Annotated in this window: 20 protein-coding genes and 1 pseudogene; 14 read left to right on the top strand and 7 right to left on the bottom strand. The window is 50.4% G+C overall.

Features of this window, described 5'->3' with window-relative positions; all coding sequences use genetic code 11:
* The first annotated feature begins 162 nt into the window (after window positions 1–162).
* The 5 genes and pseudogenes from CBP31_RS00770 to recR all read left to right on the top strand — a co-directional run bounded on the left by CBP31_RS00770 (window position 163) and on the right by recR (window position 5,285).
* A complete protein-coding gene (locus tag CBP31_RS00770; protein ID WP_087034427.1) occupies window positions 163–354 on the top strand; it encodes a hypothetical protein in 192 nt (63 codons plus the stop codon).
* A 347-nt stretch (window positions 355–701) separates the two neighbouring features.
* Window positions 702–1,247 (top strand): adenine phosphoribosyltransferase, encoded by a 546-nt coding sequence (gene apt, locus CBP31_RS00765; RefSeq protein WP_087034426.1) that lies wholly within the window; start codon window positions 702–704, stop codon window positions 1,245–1,247.
* A 49-nt stretch (window positions 1,248–1,296) separates the two neighbouring features.
* On the top strand, window positions 1,297–4,119 hold the full coding sequence (gene dnaX / locus CBP31_RS00760; RefSeq protein WP_087034425.1) for a DNA polymerase III subunit gamma/tau: 2,823 nt from the start codon (window positions 1,297–1,299) through the stop codon (window positions 4,117–4,119).
* A gap of 49 nt (window positions 4,120–4,168) precedes the next feature.
* On the top strand, window positions 4,169–4,498 hold the full coding sequence (locus CBP31_RS00755) for a YbaB/EbfC family nucleoid-associated protein (protein WP_087034424.1): 330 nt from the start codon (window positions 4,169–4,171) through the stop codon (window positions 4,496–4,498).
* A 179-nt stretch (window positions 4,499–4,677) separates the two neighbouring features.
* A pseudogene (recR, locus tag CBP31_RS00750) lies at window positions 4,678–5,285 on the top strand (recombination mediator RecR).
* Window positions 5,286–5,520: 235 nt separating this feature from the next.
* Here recR and cdd read toward each other — a convergent pair.
* The 7 genes from cdd to CBP31_RS00715 all read right to left on the bottom strand — a co-directional run bounded on the left by cdd (window position 5,521) and on the right by CBP31_RS00715 (window position 11,237).
* On the bottom strand, window positions 5,521–6,414 hold the full coding sequence (gene cdd / locus CBP31_RS00745) for a cytidine deaminase (RefSeq protein WP_265414962.1): 894 nt from the start codon (window positions 6,412–6,414) through the stop codon (window positions 5,521–5,523).
* A 110-nt stretch (window positions 6,415–6,524) separates the two neighbouring features.
* Window positions 6,525–7,214, bottom strand: coding sequence for an LrgB family protein (locus tag CBP31_RS00740; protein WP_087034422.1), 690 nt, complete (start codon window positions 7,212–7,214; stop codon window positions 6,525–6,527).
* Window positions 7,211–7,567, bottom strand: coding sequence for a CidA/LrgA family protein (locus CBP31_RS00735; RefSeq protein ID WP_407668803.1), 357 nt, complete (start codon window positions 7,565–7,567; stop codon window positions 7,211–7,213). Before CBP31_RS00735 ends, CBP31_RS00740 begins: the two co-directional genes overlap by 4 nt.
* A gap of 16 nt (window positions 7,568–7,583) precedes the next feature.
* The gene (gene sbcB, locus CBP31_RS00730; protein WP_087034420.1) at window positions 7,584–9,005 is read right to left on the bottom strand and encodes an exodeoxyribonuclease I; all 1,422 of its coding nucleotides are present in this window, start codon (window positions 9,003–9,005) and stop codon (window positions 7,584–7,586) included.
* 531 nt (window positions 9,006–9,536) lie between these two features.
* Window positions 9,537–9,872 carry a DUF413 domain-containing protein gene (maoP, locus tag CBP31_RS00725; RefSeq protein ID WP_087034419.1) on the bottom strand — a complete coding sequence of 112 codons (336 nt, stop codon included), beginning with the start codon at window positions 9,870–9,872 and terminating at the stop codon, window positions 9,537–9,539.
* 157 nt (window positions 9,873–10,029) lie between these two features.
* Complete coding sequence (locus CBP31_RS00720) at window positions 10,030–10,914, bottom strand: tetratricopeptide repeat protein (protein ID WP_087034418.1); 885 nt, start codon at window positions 10,912–10,914, stop codon at window positions 10,030–10,032.
* Window positions 10,915–11,027: 113 nt separating this feature from the next.
* Window positions 11,028–11,237, bottom strand: a complete 210-nt coding sequence (locus tag CBP31_RS00715; protein WP_087034417.1) for a cold-shock protein — start codon at window positions 11,235–11,237, stop codon at window positions 11,028–11,030.
* 311 nt (window positions 11,238–11,548) lie between these two features.
* Here CBP31_RS00715 and ectA point away from each other — a divergent pair, with 311 nt between their 5' ends.
* The 9 genes from ectA (at window position 11,549) to CBP31_RS00670 (ending at window position 20,372) form a co-directional block, all read left to right on the top strand.
* Complete coding sequence (gene ectA / locus CBP31_RS00710; protein WP_087034416.1) at window positions 11,549–12,082, top strand: diaminobutyrate acetyltransferase; 534 nt, start codon at window positions 11,549–11,551, stop codon at window positions 12,080–12,082.
* Window positions 12,083–12,173: 91 nt separating this feature from the next.
* On the top strand, window positions 12,174–13,448 hold the full coding sequence (gene ectB / locus CBP31_RS00705; RefSeq protein WP_227875075.1) for a diaminobutyrate--2-oxoglutarate transaminase: 1,275 nt from the start codon (window positions 12,174–12,176) through the stop codon (window positions 13,446–13,448).
* Window positions 13,449–13,567: 119 nt separating this feature from the next.
* Complete coding sequence (locus CBP31_RS00700; RefSeq protein WP_087034415.1) at window positions 13,568–13,963, top strand: ectoine synthase; 396 nt, start codon at window positions 13,568–13,570, stop codon at window positions 13,961–13,963.
* A gap of 173 nt (window positions 13,964–14,136) precedes the next feature.
* Window positions 14,137–15,573 (top strand): aspartate kinase, encoded by a 1,437-nt coding sequence (locus CBP31_RS00695; RefSeq protein ID WP_087034414.1) that lies wholly within the window; start codon window positions 14,137–14,139, stop codon window positions 15,571–15,573.
* Window positions 15,574–15,715: 142 nt separating this feature from the next.
* Window positions 15,716–15,997, top strand: coding sequence for a peptidylprolyl isomerase (locus CBP31_RS00690; RefSeq protein ID WP_087034413.1), 282 nt, complete (start codon window positions 15,716–15,718; stop codon window positions 15,995–15,997).
* Window positions 15,998–16,127: 130 nt separating this feature from the next.
* Entirely contained in the window at window positions 16,128–17,762 is a 1,635-nt protein-coding gene (locus tag CBP31_RS00685) for a DUF2813 domain-containing protein (RefSeq protein WP_087034412.1), read from the top strand.
* 23 nt (window positions 17,763–17,785) lie between these two features.
* Entirely contained in the window at window positions 17,786–18,499 is a 714-nt protein-coding gene (locus CBP31_RS00680) for a hypothetical protein (protein WP_087034411.1), read from the top strand.
* 117 nt (window positions 18,500–18,616) lie between these two features.
* A complete protein-coding gene (locus tag CBP31_RS00675) occupies window positions 18,617–19,753 on the top strand; it encodes an MFS transporter (protein ID WP_087034410.1) in 1,137 nt (378 codons plus the stop codon).
* 145 nt (window positions 19,754–19,898) lie between these two features.
* The gene (locus tag CBP31_RS00670; RefSeq protein ID WP_087034409.1) at window positions 19,899–20,372 is read left to right on the top strand and encodes an outer membrane lipoprotein; all 474 of its coding nucleotides are present in this window, start codon (window positions 19,899–19,901) and stop codon (window positions 20,370–20,372) included.
* Window positions 20,373–20,815 lie beyond the last annotated feature (443 nt).

Below are 20,815 nucleotides of genomic sequence, written 5' to 3'. Positions count from 1 at the left end.
ATAAGTAACCGTTAGACACTGTTGCCATAACGGAAGGGCATAAGCCCTACTGATAAATTCAGGCCTTGCAGGCAACGGCACTTTGAGTTTATTGAACTTTCGATACCTGAAAGATCAACAGATGTGATGGCAGGGCGCTCACTTAGGTAAGAGGGAAGCATTATGAAAGCCATGACTTCACTTATGTTGGCGGCGGTATTTACCCTAATGTTGTTACCGGCCCAAGCAAGCACCATTTCCGCTAGTAGCGGCATCGTTATTCAGACCTTATCGATGGGCGATGGAGTTGATAAGCGCCAGTGCCGCTTGCTAGAAAAGCAGGGTAAGGAGTTGCCCGGTTTCTGTGGACCTTAAAGGGTTAACCGTAGCGCGCACTTCAATAGGGGCAAAGATGCACATGCATCTTTGCCCCTTTCGCGATTTAGTGTCTGACTGACTAAGCGAGCACTAGGGCAGTTAACTGCAGAACAAACTTGAGTTGGCTCCCAGTGGGCGGCGCATCCTGTTATAATCCCCAACAGTTTTAAGACAATCTGGCCGCTAAGCTAGCCGCCATGGGTTTTATTATGCCCAGTTCCCACAGCTAGCAAGCCTACAGTCAAGGTGCGCGAGTCTGGTCGGGCCAACCCTTTCGGGTCTATTAAGGCAGCCTTTATTATGAAACTCTTTACTGTAAAATTTTTTACTAAGAAACCTACGCTATGAAACAAGAAACGCTGAAACTCATTGCTGACAGTATCACCGCCATTGTGGATTATCCAAAGCCTGGGGTGATTTTTCGTGATATCACCAGTTTGGTGGAAGACCCTCTCGCCTTTAAAGCCAGCATAGATGCCTTGGTCGACTTGTATCGCGATGCCGGCATCAACAAAGTGCTGGGCACAGAAGCACGCGGTTTTATCTTTGGTGCACCCGTGGCTGCAGCCTTGGGCGTGGGCTTTATTATGGCGCGCAAACCCAATAAATTACCGCGCGAAGTGATTGAAGTGGCCTACGACTTGGAATACGGCCAAGACAAGCTGCAGATTCACGTGGATGCCATCGCCCCCGGTGAAAAAGTGTTGATTATCGATGACTTACTCGCCACTGGCGGCACGGTAGAAGCGGCGGTAAAATTAGTACGCCGCTGCGGCGGTGAGGTGCAAGAAGCGGCTTTTGTGATCGCATTGCCTGCCTTAGGGGGGTTACAGCGCCTCAATAAAATGGGCATTCGCGTCAATAGCCTAGTGCAGTTTGACGGTGAATAACTCGTCGCTCAATCACTCGACTGCCAATAATAAGGGTCACTAATTACCGATGAATTATCAGGTTCTGGCCAGAAAATGGCGCCCCCAGCGTTTTACCGAAGTGGTCGGCCAGCAACATGTGTTGACGGCCCTTGTCAATGCCCTTGCTCAAGGGCGGCTGCATCATGCCTATTTGTTTAGCGGCACCCGCGGGGTGGGTAAAACTTCCATCGCACGCTTGTTGGCCAAGGCGCTAAACTGCGATAAGGGCATAACGCCTGAGCCCTGCGGTGAGTGCAGCAGTTGCGTTGAAATCGAACAAGGGCGGTTTGTCGATTTACTAGAAATAGATGCGGCGAGCCGGACTAAGGTAGAAGACACCCGTGAGCTGCTCGATAACGTGCAGTATCAGCCGGCGCGTGGCCGCTTTAAAGTGTACTTGATTGATGAAGTGCACATGTTGTCGCGCCACAGCTTTAATGCGCTGCTCAAAACCCTGGAAGAGCCGCCACCGCACGTAAAGTTTTTGCTGGCCACCACGGATCCGCAAAAGCTGCCAATCACTATTTTATCCCGTTGCTTACAGTTTCATCTTAAAAGCTTAGAGCCAGAGCAGATTGATGGTCAGCTGCAGCATATTTTGCGCCAAGAGCAGTTGCCCTTCGAAGTGGAAGCAACGGCCGCATTGGCGCGCGCCGCCGATGGCAGTGTGCGCGATGCCTTGAGCTTAACGGATCAGGCACTGGCGTTTGGTAACGGTGAGATTAGACTGGCGCAAGTTGAGTCTATGCTTGGCAACCTTAATCATAATCAGTTAATGAGCTTGGTGAATGCGCTGTTATCGGGCGATGGCGCGGCTATGCTGGCGCAAGTGAGTAATTTGGCCAGTATGGGGCCAGATTACGATCATATTCATAAAGAGCTGGTGGGCTTTTGGCATCAATTGGCCTTGGCACAAATAGTGCCCGCTCAACCTTTGCTGCCTTATGCCAATGAGCTGAATCGCTTAGCGCCATTAATTTCGCCAGAGCACATTCAGCTTTATTATCAGATTTGCCTACAAGGGCGCAAAGACTTGCCTTTTGCTGCCGATGGCCGCGCCGCGTTAGAAATGACCTTGCTGCGCACCTTGGCGTTTCGGCCTCAAGCGGCGAGTGCGGCTCATGGCAGTGCCACGCCGACAGCTGTAACAACGGAGCCTAATGCGGTAAAAAAGCCTGAGCCGCCGCGCATGTCGCCGCCAGAGATAGCGCCATCTGCATTAGCGCCTGTCATCGCTACAGTAGCGTCTAATGAGTCTGTTGCTGCGGTGCCTGCCAATCAAACGACAGAGGCCAGTGATGGTTCTGCTGTGGTTGATGCCCCTACTGCAGTTGAAGACTCTTTTGTTGTTGACGACTCTATTGCGGTTGAGAACTCTGCAGGTGCTGCAGTGAGCGATGAGGCGGATGCGCAGCTGGCGGCTCAGCTTTATCATGAACAAGACACGATTTTGACGCAGGCGGCGCAGTTTGGTTACCAAGCAGCGGTGTCTCTGCAGCCTATGCCAGCACCTGCGCTAACTGCGACTAATGCGCTGCAAAGTGATGCTCGGCCAATAAATGCGGAGCCTGCGCAAACGCAGGCGGCCAGCCCAAATGCGTCACAGGGCATCGCACCAGCAGTTAAAGCACCGCCGGCCGTTGAGTTAAGCAATCAGACTCCAGCCACAGTTAATCCGTCTGCCAGTAGTCTGGAGGAGATAACCCCGTCGCAGCTTGAACCTGAGACGGGCGATCCGGCGGCGGCCAATGTGGCGCAAATTCGGCGTTTGCTGCAAACGCGCAATCGACTGCGCAGTCATGACTTGGATGCGACCGATAACACGCCAGTACGCGGCGCGATTCCTGTCAGTCGTCAAGCTCAATCCAGCTATGTTCCTCCTGCATCCAAAGGGGATAATGCCAGTAGCCCAGCGGTCACGGCGTCGAGCCCTGTGACCGCTATTCCTGAGCGCGCGCAAACGCCTAACCCTGCAACTAACCCAGCAACTAACCCAGCGCACAGCTCGACCTTGGGGCAGGGCCAAGCATCCTCGGCTCAGAGCCCGGCGGCGTCGTTTAGTAATGACCAACATAACCATCATCATAGCCATAACCAAGGCGCCGAGCTGCCGCCGTTGGACTCTTATGCGGATATGGGGGCACAGCAGGATGCAGATGACTTGCCACCCTGGTTAGATGACACAAACGCTAACACAGCATCACAAGCGGCGTGGCAACCCAGTGTGACTGCTGATAGTTCGGGCTCGCCTCAGGCAGCTTCACGGCCCAGCGCGCCGCCCGCCAGAGCACAAACATTTCCACAAGCGGCCAATCCTGCGCCTGCTGGTGCCTCTGGCGGATTGGGTGCCTCCAGTGGCTTAAATGCTACTGGCGGATTGAATGCGATGGCAGGCTTGCGCTCGGGCGCTTCGCAAACTGCTACCGATCCTGAGCCTTTAAAGCCCAGTAGCTTATTGGCCCACGCCACGGATACTTGGACGGCTTTAGTGGCTCAGTTGCCGCTTGGTGGTTTATTGCGCCAATTGGCCATGCACTCCAGCCTTTTACAACAAAGTCCCAATCAATGGCAGCTGTGGCTAAACCCTGATCATAAACACCTATTAAATGACAAAGCCTGTGCAGAGCTGGCGGCCGTGCTGAGTGAGCAGCAGCAAGCCGCCATCAATTTACAGGTACAAGTGGGTGAGCAGACGGGCAGCTTAACGCCGTTTGATATTGAGCAGCAGCTTTATCAGAGTGCGATAAGCCAAGCAAAAGATGAAATTGAGGCCGATGATGCGGTACAATTTTTGATATCCCGCTTTGCGGCCGAATTAGACCGCGACAGCATAGAACCTATGGCGCAGTAATGCGGCGTATTTTATCCCTTAATGATGTATTAACTAAGAGTGAGCAGATATGTTTGGTAAAGGTGGAATGGGCAATATCATGAAGCAGGCTCAGCAGATGCAAGAGAAAATGCAGAAGCTGCAAGAAGAGCTGGCGTTGTTAGAAGTGGTAGGTGAAGCCGGTGCCGGTTTGGTTAAAGTTACCATGGCTGGTAGCCACTCAGTACGTCGCGTTGAAATTGATGAAAGTTTGCTGCAAGACGACAAAGAGCTGTTAGAAGACTTGATGGCTGCGGCCGTTAACGACGCAGTTCGTCGTGTAGAAGAACAAAATAAATCCCGCATGGGTGAAGTTACCGGTGGCATGCAATTACCACCGGGCTTTAAAATGCCGTTCTAAGTAAAATTAGCTTTACTGTTAGGGGCTTAGTTAGCCCCTATATCCTAATGTTCTACTTTCTAGACGCTTAATCAGAGTGTTCGATTAGCCAGCCTCACCTCGCTTACGTTACTATACCCGCACTTAAGAGTGGTATTCCTACTCTCTATTTCTCCCTCGTTATTACTAAGAGTCTGACTATGCGCTTTAGTCCCTTGTTGGATGAGTTAATCAAGAGTTTGCAAATCTTACCCGGTGTGGGCCCAAAATCGGCCCAGCGCATGGCGTTTGCTATGTTAGAGCGCCAACGCGCCGGTGGCCGACGCTTAGCCCATATATTGGATGAAGCGCTAGAGAAAATCGGTCACTGCCGCCAGTGCCGCACCTTTACTGAAGAAGATATATGCCCGCTGTGTGCCAACCCTAAGCGCGCCGTGAGCGGCCAGCTGTGCATCGTAGAAAGCCCCGCCGATGTGGTGGCCATCGAGCAAACCGGTCAATATCAAGGGCGTTACTTTGTGTTGATGGGCCATTTGTCGCCGCTGGACGGTGTAGGCCCGAAGAGTTAGGGCTAGATAAGCTGGCTAATTGGCTGGCGCGTGAGTCATTTTCTGAATTGATCTTGGCTACCAACCCGACCGTAGAAGGCGAGGCCACCGCCTATTATATTGCTGATATTGCCAGTCACCACGGCGTAGCGGTGAGTCGTATCGCCCACGGCGTGCCAATTGGCGGCGAGCTTGAGCTGGTAGACGGCAATACCCTAAGCCACTCCTTTATGGGCCGTAATCACTTCGCTAATTCGTGAAGGGTGAGGTGTAAAGGCGTCAGCACCCCGCTAACCTAGCAGTCGTGTCTTTTGTAGGCGAACACTTGCTCTCGCATTTTGTGGCAGACGAAACGCTTTAATAATGTAAACCTTAGCCGTGAAGTATGAGCCAAGGTTTGATGTTGCTATGCTCGGCACTCGGCGATTTTTTACACACCTCACACCTCACACCTCACACCTCACACCTCACACCTCACACCTCACACCTCACGCTTCATTCCTCACGGGCCAGCACTAAGGTTTCTAAAGGCACAGCGCACAGCTGGCCTAGTAGCAGAGCCGCGTGCGCTGCCTGTTGTGCCTCGGCGCGGGCTTCCACCAATACGGCGCGTTTAATATCCGCGGTTGTATAACTCTGCAAATACAGCTGACTTAAGGCTAAGTGCAAGGGGCCTAGGCTGGGATTAAAAGCGGCATTTTCTAAGTAGCGCCCCGGACAAATTTGGCCATCGTTTAATAATAAGGCGACGCCTGCGCGGTTATGACTGTAAGGCGCATAACTGGCGCAAGCGTGATCCCAAGCTGCAAGCGTAAGTGCATCGGGCTTATGTTCTGGTGCGCTCTGAGAGCTGGCGGTTAAATTGGCGGTGGGGTGATTGAGCAGGCCATAGGTTTGCTGAAGATCTGCCGGACCAAAAGCGTGGGGCAGTAATTCATTGAGCATAAAATGATGTTCGGGCCAAACCAGTAGCAGGTCGTCTTGATTGAGCTCGTGCATAAATTGGCGACAATGGCCGCAAGGGCTGGCGCTGACCACCACTCTCTCTATGTATTGCTCATCAAATAACGCCGCATGGCCAATGGCGGCTTGCTCGGCGTGAACCGATTGATGCAAGGGCACACCCACAAACTCCACATTGGCGCCTAAATACCAATGACCCGAGCCACCAATAGCAATAGCACCCACGGCAAAATCAGAGATGGGCACTTGGGCTTTGGCTTCGGCGAGCGGTAACAAGGCAAATGCCAGCGCGCCTGTGCCCAATTCACTGGCGTCCATTAACAGTTGGATTTGCTCTGGACTAAAGCGTGTTAGCCGGCTGAGTCGATGTTGGTCGAGGGTTTGTTTAAGTGCATCATTCATAGTTGAACTCCTGTTTTTAGGCATTAGGCTCATGGCTCCAAGGTTGGGCACTTTCTTTGACGTATAGTGTACGACTTAACGTATTAATCGTTGGTTTTGCCTCACGCCTCCCTGCTTACCCCTCACCTTTTCTTTTACCCTATCAACCAAAGATACAAATGAAACAAGGGCGGCGCCAATAAGGCGGTGGCAATGCCACACACCACCATGGCCAATGAAGCAAAGGCGCCTTGCACCGGCCCAACTTCGGCAGCCGCACCGGTGCCAATGGCATGAGCACTGGCGCCCATCGCCAAGCCTTGCGCTTCAGGATGCGTCACACCGGCGATTTTAAGCACTGGAAAGCCAATAATAGCGCCCATCATGCCCACTATGATCACCAAGCCTGCGGCTATAGCCGGAATGCCGCCCATGGTGGCACTGACACTCATGGCTAAAGGTGTGGTGATAGATTTAGTAGCAATGGAGGCCAGTAGTTGCGGTTGAGCATGCAAAATGCCGCCGAGTAGTAAGGTAGTGCCTACCGAAATCAATACTGAGATACTGCAGCACAATACGATTGGCCACAGCTGTTGGCGAATTTTAGCCGCTTGTTGGTATAAGGGCAGGGCAAAGGCGACCACCGCTAATTCCAATAATAAGTTGAGCGGTTTGGTGCCTGCCTGATATGCACTGCTATCTTGGCCGGTTAACACCAGCACGCCGATGATCAGCAGCGCCGGCAGCATAATGGTGTTGATCAGCGGGCTTTTATAGTGGCGCGCCAGTTTCTTCACGGCTAAATACAAGGCGGCGGTGAGGGGTATTGCCAGCCACAGCATCATGCTTGCATCCGTTGATATAAACGGCCCACTACTATCAAGATCAGTACTAAACCACTAAAAGCCGCGCTTAAAATCAAGCCTAATCCCTCGCTGAGTACGTCCACATAGCCGAGCAAGCCTGCCGCCACCGGAATAAATAACAGCGCCATGTGGCGCAGTAGTAGCTGGCCACTTTGATGTACCCAGCTTAAAGGCACTAATTGGCTGATCAGTAACAAGAACAGCAACAAGAGGCCAATAATACTGCCCGGAAAAGCAAAGGGTAATATGCCAGCGATGGCTTTACCGATGATAAGACAGGCTAATAACAGCGCAAAGCCGCGCAGCCAGATAAACAACGGATGTTTAACCAGTGCGCAGCTCGCGGCGCTAAAGCGCTTGCACATAACGAGCCACGGCCTGCAGTAACGCCAACTTGGCTTCATCTTCTTGATGCGCAATCACCAATTGCTCCAGGCGCTGCATATAAGGTTCAGCTTGGTGGCTGAGTTTGTCTTGGCAATGTTGACGCCAGCGCTGCCATTCTTGCTCGCTTAAGGTGTTGGGGTAGTTACGCGCACGATAGCGAAACAGCAACTCACTGAGGCGTGAGTCATTAAATTGCAGCGGCAGGGTGGCCAGTACCTCGGGCGAGCTGGCGTGGATCATGGCCATGGTAGCTTTATCCGCCTCACCAAAGAAGCCGCCTTCATACAGGGCTCCGTCTACATCAGCGCTGGGGCCAAAATCATGAGGGAGTTGATGCAGAGCCACCACTTTTTCGCGAATTTCGGGGTGGCGACGTAATAGGTCGAGGCTTTCACGACACTGGGCACGATTAATATCTAATTCATCGGCTCTTTGCTCGCTCAGGGCGGCGGCCTTGGCTAATGAGGGGCATTTATTAATGTGCACCAGTTTTACCGGCACCGGTAGCCGCTCACCTAGATCCGCGCGCTTAGTGTAAAGCCGCTCTTTTAGCTGCTCGGGGCTCAGTTCGATAAGTGGAGTCAGATCCATGGCTAAGTTAACGCAGATCACCGCATTGGCGTTGTCTGGATGCCACGCCAAGGGTGCAATCCAAGTGGCACAGCCTTGCCAAGCGGAAAACTGGCCCGACACATGCACTAATGGCTTGGCGTTAATGACATCGATCAGGGCTTTCACTTTATGCTTACTGCGAAGCGTATATAAATAGTCAAACAGCTTAGGTTGAGCTTGGCGCAGCAATTTGGCCAACGCTATGGTGGCCCGCACATCCGACAGGGCATCGTGGGCATTGGCGTGTTCAATGCCATTGGCTTGGGTTAGGCGCTCTAGTTTAAAACTCGGCTTGCCGTCTTCGTCTTCTGGCCAGTTAATGCCCTCGGGGCGCAGCGCATAAAAGGTGCGCGCTACATCGAGTAAGTCCCAGCGGGAATTGCCATGCTGCCAGCTATAGGCGTAGGCATCATAAAAGTTGCGATACAAGGTATAGCGGGTAACTTCATCGTCGAAACGAATATTGTTGTACCCCAAAATGCAGGTATTAGGCTGGCTAAACTGCTCATGAATGCGGGCAATAAACTCGGCCTCACACAAGCCCTGTTGCTGTGCGGTTTGCGGCGTAATGCCGGTGATCAGCGTCGCCTCAGGGGAGGGCAGATAGTCAGAGGGCAGCTGGCAATACCACATCATGGGCTCGCCAATTTCATTGAGATCCGCATCGGTACGAATGGCGGCAAATTGCACGGGTCGGTCAAAGGCCGGATGCAGGCCTGCCGTCTCATAGTCGTGGAATAAAAAACTGGGTGCTACTGCAGGCTGACTCATAGGGATTCGATTCTTTAATTGCGTGGGCCAGTGCGCGCGTTACGCATCACTGCTTATGTATCACTTACTAGATACAACATAAAGCATAAGCGGCGGGCCAATAAAAGCGTGGTGTAAGAGTATCATGTAGCAAAAGCAGCGGTAAGCTAAAGATAAAACAGCGCCGAGCGTCCAGCACCAAACGCCTAGCTAAACAAAAGATTACCTGATTACCCACAAAGATCAGCCATGTTTCAGCGAATTCAGCATCAATTAATTCAATAGGTTACAGTGAGGTGCCCGCCTATTCGGTAAAGAATATAAGGCTCAGTTTGGTATTTTGACCTTGTAGGGGCCCGTCTCTTCGGCGAAGAGGACTTCGGCCCGGTTTGGTGTTTTGGTTTAAATCTAAACCTCAGTAACAGCCAGCAGAGCTGGCCTGCCGAATAAATTTGGCAGCTACAAAGAACAAACCGAGATAAAAAAATACCGAGCCAAGCTCGGTATTTTACAAAATAATGGCGGTGCTCTTAACGGACCGCAATGTACAACTTATTCTGAACTGTCTTCTACGGGCTCAAAATCATCATCACCGCCAGAAGTCATGGGCGAGCATAAACGGTGTACGCGTTTAGGGCCTATTACCTTTAAATACTTTAACCACACCTTGGCATGTTTGCTGTCGGTGGCGCTGCCTTCCTTAACCTGTTCAACGAAACGCTGTTCTTCGCTGCTGCTAGGAGCGGTTTGCTCACTGTACAAAGCCAACATAGCGTGGCCGGCTTGTTCAAGCAGTTGGGCTTCTACGACAGTAAATTCGCCACAACGACGTAAACCGCGAGGGAAATGGGCGAAGTCCTGAAATGGCTTGTTTGACTCAAAGCTCATGTTCTTTCTCACTTTAATTGAAGGCTCTCTGATTCGCGCAAAGTATGGCACCCAGCATACGGATGCAAAATCAATATTTTCAACGTCACGTTAAAAATATTTTATGTAGAGCATTATGGCAAGTTTTATGAGCATTTAGGGTGCCTGTTATCATCTGTTAACTGTCCGTTGTACTGGCGTCTGTGTGCTCGTGAGTGAGCTCAATAAAGCGTGGATGCTGGCGCAATGAGTCAAACTCTTCATCTTCCGCCGCCACATCGCCCAGATGTACGTTGTTTTTTACCGCCAGTTCTAAATCAGACAAGGCTTGTTCTTCATGACCCATACCGGCGTGGGCGCAGGCTCTTTGGTACAAGGCATGGGCGTTTTGTTGGTCCACTTGCAGTACACGATTACACAAACTGAGTGCCCATTGACGCTCGTTCATCATTAAGGCCGCATCGGCTTTATGGGTCATGGCATCTAAATCGCCGGGTTTGATATCAAGAATTTGATCGTAAATATCGATTTTTGCTTGGGGACTTTGTTCTTGGCTGGCACGTAACCACAAGCCATGAATTTCTTGAAAGCGTTCAATTTCTCGGTAGTTTTCCGCGATCACCTTGGTTTTTCGTTGTAGCTCACGCTCTATCTGTTTGAGTTTATGTTCATAGGTATTGGTGATCTTTCGCATCTCAGTTTCTGCGTAATCGCGCGCAGTTTTCTTTAGCTCCCTTAACGATTGCCAGCCCACTATGGCCAGTACCGAAGCTGCACCTGCCAATAGGTAAAAGAAGTAAGTAACCGTCACGTTTGCGTAACTTATCGCTTTATCGGCGACGTTAAGTTCTTTTTGTACGATGTCGTCGGTGACTTTAACCTGAAAATTTGCCATTTCGGTGCGCAGCGCTTTGAGCTCGTCAAGCATATAACGCTCCATAAAAGGCGTGAGTCTGGTGCGCACTTCAGCCTCGGCGGTTGAGTCGGGTTCTCCGGGCGGGTCTTGGGCGAGTAGCGGCAGTGAGAAGAGTAAAAAACAACAAGAGAGGAAAAATTTTATCATGAGGTACCTAGTCAGAGAATGAAGCGTGCTATTGCGATGACTGAGGGTAACCCTAGGATGCTTCCTGTTCAAATAATGTTAGGGCGCCGCTTGCACGGCGCCCTAACCGTTAATCAAGCCAGCTCTACCTCTTCGGCTTGAGGTCCTTTTTTACCTTGAGTCACAATAAATGTGACGGCTTGGCCTTCTGGTAGGGTTTTAAAACCATCCCCTTGTATGGAAGAAAAATGGACAAAAAGATCCGGCCCAGATTCACGTGTGATGAATCCAAAGCCTTTTTCTTCGTTGAACCACTTCACAGTACCTGTCTCTTTTGCGCTCATAATCTCTATCCGATATTAGTCTGACGAGGTGGCAACACTTTGTTACCACTGCTTTGATAGTAGCAGCTCTGTTGAGACCTGCTCTGAGCTGGCATGAGCAGGGTTGCGCGGGACTCACAAAATCGTTTTTTTAGCCGTTTATTAGGGGATAAATATCAGAGTAATCCTTAATAAATCATTCATTATCGATTGCGAAAATGCATGCAGCCCTAATTAAAAAATGCGAGTTATGCTTGCAATTGACTGATGTTTTGTTAGGTTAGTGGAGCATTTTTGCTTAGCCCACTAACTAAATAAGTTTAGGACTATAAATGATTACTACCCATTCAGACTTAGAAGCGGACACAACCATTGACCTGCAAATATTGTTGCGTCACCCCCAGTCAACCGACGGTTATCACGTCAACCGTTTGATTGACCGTTGTAAGCCACTCGACACTAACTCTACCTATTGTAATCTTCTGCAATGCCTGCATTTTGCCGACACTTGCATGCTGGCCGAAGACCAGGAAGATAACTCACTACTGGGGTTTATCTCTGCCTACCGCAAACCTGCTGAACCAAACACTTTGTTTGTTTGGCAAGTAGCCATAGATAAACGCGCACGTGGTGAGGGGTTAGCCCGCACTTTGCTAACTAACCTATTAGCATCTGATGCCTGCGCTGGCGTCACCCATCTAGAAACCACGATTACTGCGGATAATGCTGCCTCTTGGGGTTTGTTTGAAAGCTTTGCGCGTAGTCAAGCGACAGACTCAGGCACCCGCCACCTTCTCTTTGATCAGCAGCGCCATTTTAATGGTGATAGCAGCAGCGAAATCTTATTTCGCATCACGCTTGGCTAACAGCCCGTGACTGACAGCAATGCTAATTCATCTTGTTGATCGCAAAATTATCTTTTGTTTTTGATTTGCACTCAGACTTTAAGGAGTCCATGTGAGTAATATTTTTGATGTAATGGAATCAAGTGTACAAACCTATGCCCGTTCTTTCCCAGTGACCTTCAATAAGGCACAAGGTGTGTGGTTATACGACCAATCTGGCAAGCGCTATTTAGACTTTCTCGCCGGTGCCGGCACCCTGAACTACGGCCATAACCACCCAGAATTAAAAGAAGCGCTGATTGAATACATTCAGCAAGACGGTATCGCCCACGGCTTAGATATGCACACCACCGCCAAGGCGGCGTTTTTAACCAGCTTGCAGCAGGTTATTTTAAAGCCGCGCGGCATGGATCATGTGGCGCAGTTTACCGGCCCAACCGGTACTAACGCGGTAGAAGCTGCCATGAAGCTGGCCCGTAAAGTGACCGGTCGTAGCAATATTGTGGCCTTTACTAACGGTTTCCACGGCGTGAGCTTAGGTGCCTTGGCCGCTACTGGTAACCAACACCACAGAGGTGGTGCCGGTACGTCGATGGCCGATGTGAGCCGTTTACCCTACGACGGTTACCCAGGTGCCGGTGAAGACAGCTTGTTACTGTTTGAAACCATGCTTAATGACAACTCCAGTGGCCTAGATAAGCCAGCGGCGGTGTTATTTGAAGTGGTCCAAGGTGAAGGCGGCTTGAATGCTTCTTCCTTTAAGTGGTTGCAGCGTTTAGAGAAAATTTGTCGTGAACACGACATTCTGATGATTGCCGATGATATTCAAGCAGGTTGTGGTCGTACCGGTACTTTCTTTAGCTTTGAACCCGCCGGTATTAAGCCCGACATTATTACTTTGTCTAAGTCGTTAAGCGGCATGGGCTTACCTTTTGCCATTGTGCTACTGCGTCCTGAGCTGGATCAGTGGGAGCCAGGTGAGCATAACGGTACTTTCCGTGGTAACAACCACGCCTTCGTTACCGCACGTAAGGCTCTGGAATTATTCTGGAAAGACGACACCTTTGCCGCAGAAGTGCGCAAGAAAGGTGAATTGCTGAATCAACGTATGCAAGCCATGGTAGACCGCTTTCCTAAGCTGTTTATCAAGGTTAAAGGCCGCGGCATGATGCAAGGTATGGCCTGTTACGATGGCGACATTGCCAGCATCATTACCGGTAAATGTTTTGAGCGTGGTCTGGTGATTGAAACTGCCGGCCCAGATGGTGAAGTCGTCAAGTGTTTGTGCCCGCTCATCATTACTGAGGCTGAATTAAACCAAGGCCTAGATTGGTTAGAAGAAGCGGCAGCTGAGACCGACGCTGAGCGCTTACGTAAAGCGTCATAACATCAATACTTAACCCACCGAACACGTAAATATTGTCGGTAGGCAGTTATCAATTAAGTGAGTGTGGTGTGCCAAGTCGTCACGCCGCACTGAATACAGTATTAAAGAAAGGAAAGAGCATGATAGTACGTACCTTAGCTGAATGTGAGCAAACTGAGCGTTGTGTGAAAGCAGAAACTGGGACTTGGGAAAGCACCCGTATGTTGTTGAAAGACGACAACATGGGCTTTTCTTTTCACATCACCACTATTTATGCCAATACCGAAACCCATATTCATTATCAGAACCACTTAGAGTCTGTGTATTGCATGAGTGGTGACGGTGAAATTGAAGATTTAGCCGATGGTAAAATTTACCCCATTAAGCCTGGCACCTTGTATATCTTGGACAAGCACGACAATCACTTGTTACGTGGTGGCAGTGAAGATATGAAGCTGGCGTGTGTATTTAACCCGCCACTAAGCGGTAAAGAAGTGCACGACGCCGACGGCGTATACGCAGTCGACACCGAGTAATTTGCAATTTCAGTAACCTAATACTTGCTGGATACGGGGGCTAGCCCCCGTTTACGAACATTTTCACTGGGCAGGGTGCGTTAAGGTACATTACATCTAGGCGCCAAACCCCAAGCCCAATGAAAATGTGCGAACACAGTGAATACCTGATTAATAAACATTAAGGGAATAACTTGTCACACACAGTAGAAAAAATCGGCGGTACCTCCATGAGCGAGTATCAAGCGGTCCGCGATAACATCATTTTGCATAATCGTACTCCAGAGCAGTACTACCAACGCCTGTTAGTGGTGTCGGCCTTTGGCGGCGTGACCGATGGCTTGCTGGAATGTAAACGCACCGGCGCACCCGGTGTGTATGCCACTTATGCCGATGCAGAAGACGACAGTGCTTGGGAGCAAGCGCTTGATAACGTCCTCGATCGTATGGCGAAAATTAATGAAGATATGTTTGGCTTATCGCCAGAGCGCGCCTTAGCCGATTCTTTTTTACAAGAACGTATCGCCGGCATTCGTGATTGTTTGCATCATTTGCGCCAAGTCTGCGCCTTTGGTCAGTTTCAATTAGCGGAGCAATTACAAACCATTCGTGAGCTATTGGCCGCCATGGGCGAGGCCCACAGTGCGCATAATATGGTGTTGTACTTACGTCAAAGCGGCGTAAATGCAGTATTAATGGACTTAACGGGTTGGCGCAGTGACGAAGCCTTGCCGCTTGATGAGGTATTAACCCAGACACTGGCGCGCTTTGACTTAACCACCCAGCTACCCGTCGCTACCGGTTACGCCCATTGCCAAGAAGGCTTAATGAACCGCTTTGACCGAGGTTACAGCGAAATGACCTTTAGTCGTTTAGCGGTATTAAGTGGCGCGCGTGAAGCCATTATTCATAAAGAATTCCATTTAAGCAGTGCCGATCCGCGCTTGGCCGGCGAAGATAAAGTGATCCCGATTGGGCGCACTAACTATGATGTGACCGATCAGCTGTCTAACTTAGGCATGGAAGCGATTCACCCGCAAGCGGCGAAAGGTCTGCGCCAACAAGATATTCCATTGCGCGTGCGCAACACCTTTGAGCCGGATCACGAAGGTACTTTGATCACCACTGATTATCGCAGCCCGTCTCCTTGTGTGGAGATGGTGGCCGGCCGTCGTAATATCTTTGCCGTTGAGCTGTTTGATCAAGATATGGTGGGCCGCGTTTCCCATTACGCCGAGTGTTTTACCGACGAGCTAGATAGCATGCGCTTGAACTTAGTGTCGAAAGACATGAACGCCAATACGCTGACCTATTATATTTCTGGCAATCGTAAAACCGTGCGTACCTTGGTGAGCGCGCTGCAGCGCCGCTTTGAACACGCAGAAGTTAACACCCATAAGGTGTCTGTGGTATCCGCTGTAGGCAGTGACATGAGTATTCCTGGCTTGCTGGCCCGCTCGGTAGCAGCCCTGAATAAAGCCGGTGTTCCGGTACGTGCCGTGCACCAGTCATTACGCGCCGTAGAAATGCAGTTTATTGTCGATGATGAATATTACGAGCGCTCTGTGGTGTCGTTACATAATGAGTTGGTGCAAACCGACGCAGAAACCGTGGCCCTCGCCGTCGCGTAATTGCGCAAGTCGCATTGAGTAAAAATCCCCCGACTATCGGGGGATTTTTGTTTAAGCGTATCGCGCCCAACTTACGGCCACGCTTCCCTGTTTAGGTGATTTTTGGCACACTGCAGCGATATTTTTATGACTGGGATTAATTATGGCTAAGCGTGCCTGTGCGGTGCATATATTGGTGGATACTCAAGCCGAATGTGAAGCGCTTAAACTGAAATTGAGTAAAGGAGCCGATTTTCATCAGTTGGCAAAAAAGCATTCCACCTGTCCTTCTGGTAAACGGGGCGGCGATTTAGGTGAGGTTAAGAAGGGCGATTTAGTGGGCTCGGTCGACAAAGCCGTGTTCAGTGGCCCAGAGTTAGCTATTCAAGGTCCCATAAAGAGCCGCTTTGGCTATCATTTGATCAAAGTACTTTATCGTAACTAACCGTGCGCCATCACGACTAAACGTATTTTATCATCATTCATTGCTCGACCTTTTCATTGGGTTTGGTGTTAGGAGGCGCCCTCAGTGGCGTTGGGCGAGCTCGCCATGAGCCATTCATCAAGGGCCGATTATGTTTCTTGAGCATATCCAGATCCGCAATTTCATGGGTCTCAATCAGTTGTCGCTCACTCTGAATCAAAGCACGGCACTGATGGGCGAAAATGCCTGGGGGAAAACCAGTTTATTTCGCGCTTTATGGCGACTAATGGGCCAAGGCGGCTGCTGTTATCAGTTTGTGGAGGATGATTTTTATCGCTCCGAGTCTGATGAGCCGGTCACTGAGCTCTCCATCACACTGACATATCGCGAGCATAGGCCCGGTATCAGTGAGCACTCATTACGTTTGGCCAGATTGGCACCGGCGTGGGTTAAACATAAAGACGGCTTTCATCGTATTCATTATCGGGCTGGTGCGCGGCGCACCGAAGCGGGTGTGGTCAGCGATCACAGTTTTATGAATGGCGTCGGCGGCGAGCTGCTCTGCGAAGAAACAGAGCAAATAGTGCACCAGTTAATTGAAATGAATCCGGTGTTTCGCTTGCGAGACTCACGGGGCACGCCGCAAGACTTGCCGATAGTGAACTTAAATGGTGATTATGAGCAGTTATTAACTCAGCTCAGTGCGCAGTTAGCGGTGGAAGATGAGGATGAAGATGAGTTTACCCAAGCCGACATTAAGGCCGGTTTAGATGCGGTTCGTCAATTATTAGAGCATTACTTTACGGCCCAAGGGGCCACCAGCCGCGCGCCGCGTCGTGCCCGAGATATTGCCATTCACCCAGTCACGCTCAGCCAGTTAGGCAAGTTCAACAGCTGGCAGTCGAAAGGTGAAAACAGCGAGTTATCATTGGCGTTGACGGCGGTGGCCCATACCATATTGCAAGCGCGCGGTGGTCGGCCCATTGAAGACGGCGCGCGGCCCTTGTTGTTAATTGAAGACCCAGAAAGCCGACTGCACCCTACGGTACTGGCCGCGACTTGGGGTATCTTGGATCGTTTTCCCGGCCAAAAATTGGTGACCACCAACTCGGGTGATTTATTATCGGCGTTTCCGCTGCATCATTTACGCCGCTTGGTGCGCTACAAAGACGAAACCAAGAGTTTTCAAATTGGCAATGAAAAGTACAATGGCGAAGATATGCGCCGTATTGCTTTTCATGTGCGCATTAACCGACCTATGTCACTCTTTGCCCGCTATTGGTTATTGGTGGAAGGGGAAACTGAAATTTGGCTGCTCAATGAGTTAGCGCGCATTTGTGGTTATGTACTGCCGGCAGAAGGCATTCGTATTATTGAATTTGCCCAATGTGGCCACAGCCCGCTGATTAAAGTAGCGCGAGATTTTGGTATTGGCTGGCACTTGTTAACTGATGGCGACGAAGCAGGGCAAAAATATGCCCAAGGGGTGCGCAGTCAGTTACGCGGTGATCGTGAAGAAGACCGCTTAACCGTGTTGCCGAGTATCGACATTGAGCATTACTTATTTAAAAACGGCTTGGAGCCTATTTTTCGCCAAGAAGCGCAAATTTACGATAAACACACTCCCGTCAGTCGTATTATTGAGCGTGCCCTGAGTCGGCGCACCAAGCCTGGCATGGCGTTATCTGTGGTAGAAGCCATAGAGTTACAAGGCGCGCATAAGGTGCCGGTTGAAATTAGACGCATGTTTGCCCGCATGATTGCCAACGCCCGTCGTCAGCGTTAATAAAATATTTTTTTGGAGAACACATGACAGATCATTTGGCCGCGCGCTTGTTTGCGCCTTTGGCGCTCACCGCAATCGGCGCTTTGGCCGTTTTACTCTTGGTATTATTAAAAGGCGACTTGTGTCCGGGCCAACGCCGACGCATCAGCGATGGCTTAATGTCGGTGTGGGCCGTGCTGGGCTTAAGCTTAATGTTGGCGGTAGAAGCGCGGGTGCCAGTATTGGTATTGTGGTGGGGCGGACTAACGCTGGCCTTAGGAATAGGCGTATTGGTGTATCAGGCGCGTCTGGCGGGCAAACGCAGTTTAAGCCTGCAGTGGCAATTACCGGCATTAGTGTTGGCTGGGGGCTTAGGTGTGTGGCTGCTGTTTCGCGTCGGGCCCGCCGCTATTTTTATGTTGGGTGCCGGCGGTTGTGTGTTTGCGCATCTGATCATGGTGCGTGCTAAACATCGATTGCAGGCCTTTAATCTGATCCTACCGGTAGTGGGAGTCAGTTGTGCCCTAGGTATGATTTTGGTGTTGTTAGTGCAAACAGCAGGCGAGAGTGACCCAGTTACGTTAGACGCATTAATTCTGCCCTTTGGCCAATTGTGTGGAGTGGTGTTATTGAGCGCCTTAGTGTGGCTGTGGCCAGTATTTAGAAAAGAAGCTACTTCGGCGCCGGTATTGGCCGTTGCAAGCTTGTTAATCGTAAGCGCCTTAACGCTGGGGCAGGGCATTATTGGCCAGTTGTAACGCTCACGATAAGTAACATTTTTTAAACAGCAAAAAAATTTGTCATCTGAGCTAATTTCTCTCGTTGTACTCAGGTGGTAAGACTCTTAACATGCGCGCCTCAAATCCGGAGGCGTCATGCGATTAATACCCCTTTATTTACATCTGATCTTGCTCACCTTAGGCAACGCATTTTTGCTGACCTTAGTGGCGGTGTATTTGAGTGCGCAAGGCGCGCCCGCGGCGCAAATTGGTTTAGTCGGCTCGGCCTTTTATTTAGGTATGCTGGGTGCCAGTTTTTTCGCCGATCATTTTATTCAGCGCCTCGGTCATGTGCGTGCACTAGTGGTGTGCTGTTTGGTGTTAGCACTGGCGGCGCTGGCCTTAACTTGGACTGCCTTACTGCCGTTATGGTTAGTGTTGCGTGTGCTGGCGGGCATGGCGGCGGCCATTGGTTTTGTAGCGGTAGAAAGCTGGGTGTTGGGCGTATCGCCACTGCACAAACGCTCTGCGGCCATGGCGCGCTATATGCTGATTTATTACTTTAGCTATGGCATTAGCCAGCTGTTTATCGACTGGATCCCCACTTCTGGTTCCACGGGCTTTTTTATCGCGACCGGTTTATGTTTGCTCTCTATAGTGCCATTGCGCTGGGCCAAACAACCCGACCTTGAAGTACAGACCGCAGGTGAACCCGCGGCCAGCAAGCCACCCAGAGCTGAACGCGCTTTAGGCTTGGTGGGGTGTTTAGTGGCGGGCATGCTGCTCGGCACCCTCTCTTCATTAATGCCCATTCAGTTAGAGCAATTAGCATTAGGCGACGAAGTCGGCCTGTATATGGCGTGGCTTATTTTGTGCGGCATGGCGTTTCAATTACCCAATGGCCGGTTGGCCGACCAATTCGGCAAACGTAGCATGATGGCGGTACAAACTGCCATGATAGCCGTGGGCTGCGTGGTGTTATGGGAATTTGACGGCAAAGGCGCGCTCTTGCTGGCCTTTGCTTTATTGGGTGCAGGCGGCTTTACGTTGTATCCGACCACTATGTCCTATGCTTGCGGCAAGATGCAGGGCCGGGCGCTGGTAAAAATGGCGCAAAAGCTAATGTTTACTTACAGCATCGGCTCGCTTACTGGCCCTATGATTGCGGGCATGATGTTAGAAAAGTTTCAGTCAGGCTTATTCTTATTTGTAATTTTGCTGGTCAGCGGCTGGGCACTCTGGTTGCTGATGATGCGTCTGTTAGCCGACAAGCCAGTGGGCACGACTATTTAAGTTAATCTTCAGCGGTCTTCACAGACATGATATTCAATGAACACAGTGAGCTAGGCTCACTGTGTTCATTTTTGTTTGTGGTCTATATGTGAGATATAATGGCTTACTTATTGCTCACTCACTTCACCTCTTTGGAGGGTCTAGTATGAAACGTAATACTTACTCAGCGATAGCCTTAGCTGCAGCCTTGGGGCTCGCCGGTTGTGCTAACCCAGATGTGTACTCGGGTGATGTGTATGGCAGCCGTGCCGCCAAACAAGCGCAAACTGTGACTTACGCCACGGTAACCTCGGTACGCCCGGTATTAATTCAAGCGGGTGATGAAAATCCTAACGTGATAGGTACCTTGGGTGGCGGTGCCATAGGTGGCATTTTGGGTCATCAAGTAGGTGGTGGCACCGGCCAAGTCTTAGCCACCGCCGTGGGTGCACTGGCTGGCACCATGGTGGGTTCGCGCGCTGAAGACAAGTTAAGCCAAGTTAAAGCGGTAGAGCTGGAAGTGCGCACCGACAGTGGTGAAAACCTGATAGTGGTGCAAAAGGCGGATCGTACTTGGCAACCGGGCCAGCGGGTACGACTGGTTGGCTCAGGCAGTAATTTGAGCGTCGCCCCTAACTAATAAATGCCAGCCTTTACGGCTGTGCTCTGGTAACTCCGCCAACATTGCGCGGGTTTACAAAACAAAAAGGCACCCTAGGGTGCCTTTTTGTCGTGAAGATGGGTGTTATCTTTACAGTTTTTATCGTTATTTTTTTATTATTGTTTTTGCTCTTACGTTATTGCTTTTTAGTACCTTGTTACAGTTTCTTTCTTCCCGGGCTCATTTTACATCTGTGCCAAGGAAGGGGCAGAAATAGCGACTAAAGCAGCGCCGACTGTAAAAATGATGGTGATAACTAACTCTTTCATTTTTGTACCTTCCTCGTTGATTGACTGTGAATCTAATATACGGCAGTTTCGTTGGCTTTTCAACCCGTAAATTGTATTTATGAGCATTATTGGTGATTTGTGCGCTCTAAGGTCTATTTTAGTAAGTAATGCTTTCGGTGTTGGCGGTTATCT

This window comes from Oceanisphaera profunda, from assembly GCF_002157895.1.
In the GTDB taxonomy this organism is placed as follows: domain Bacteria; phylum Pseudomonadota; class Gammaproteobacteria; order Enterobacterales; family Aeromonadaceae; genus Oceanimonas; species Oceanimonas profunda.
The sequence above is the reverse complement of the archived record's forward strand: the minus strand, read 5'-3'. Positions and strand labels throughout refer to the sequence as shown.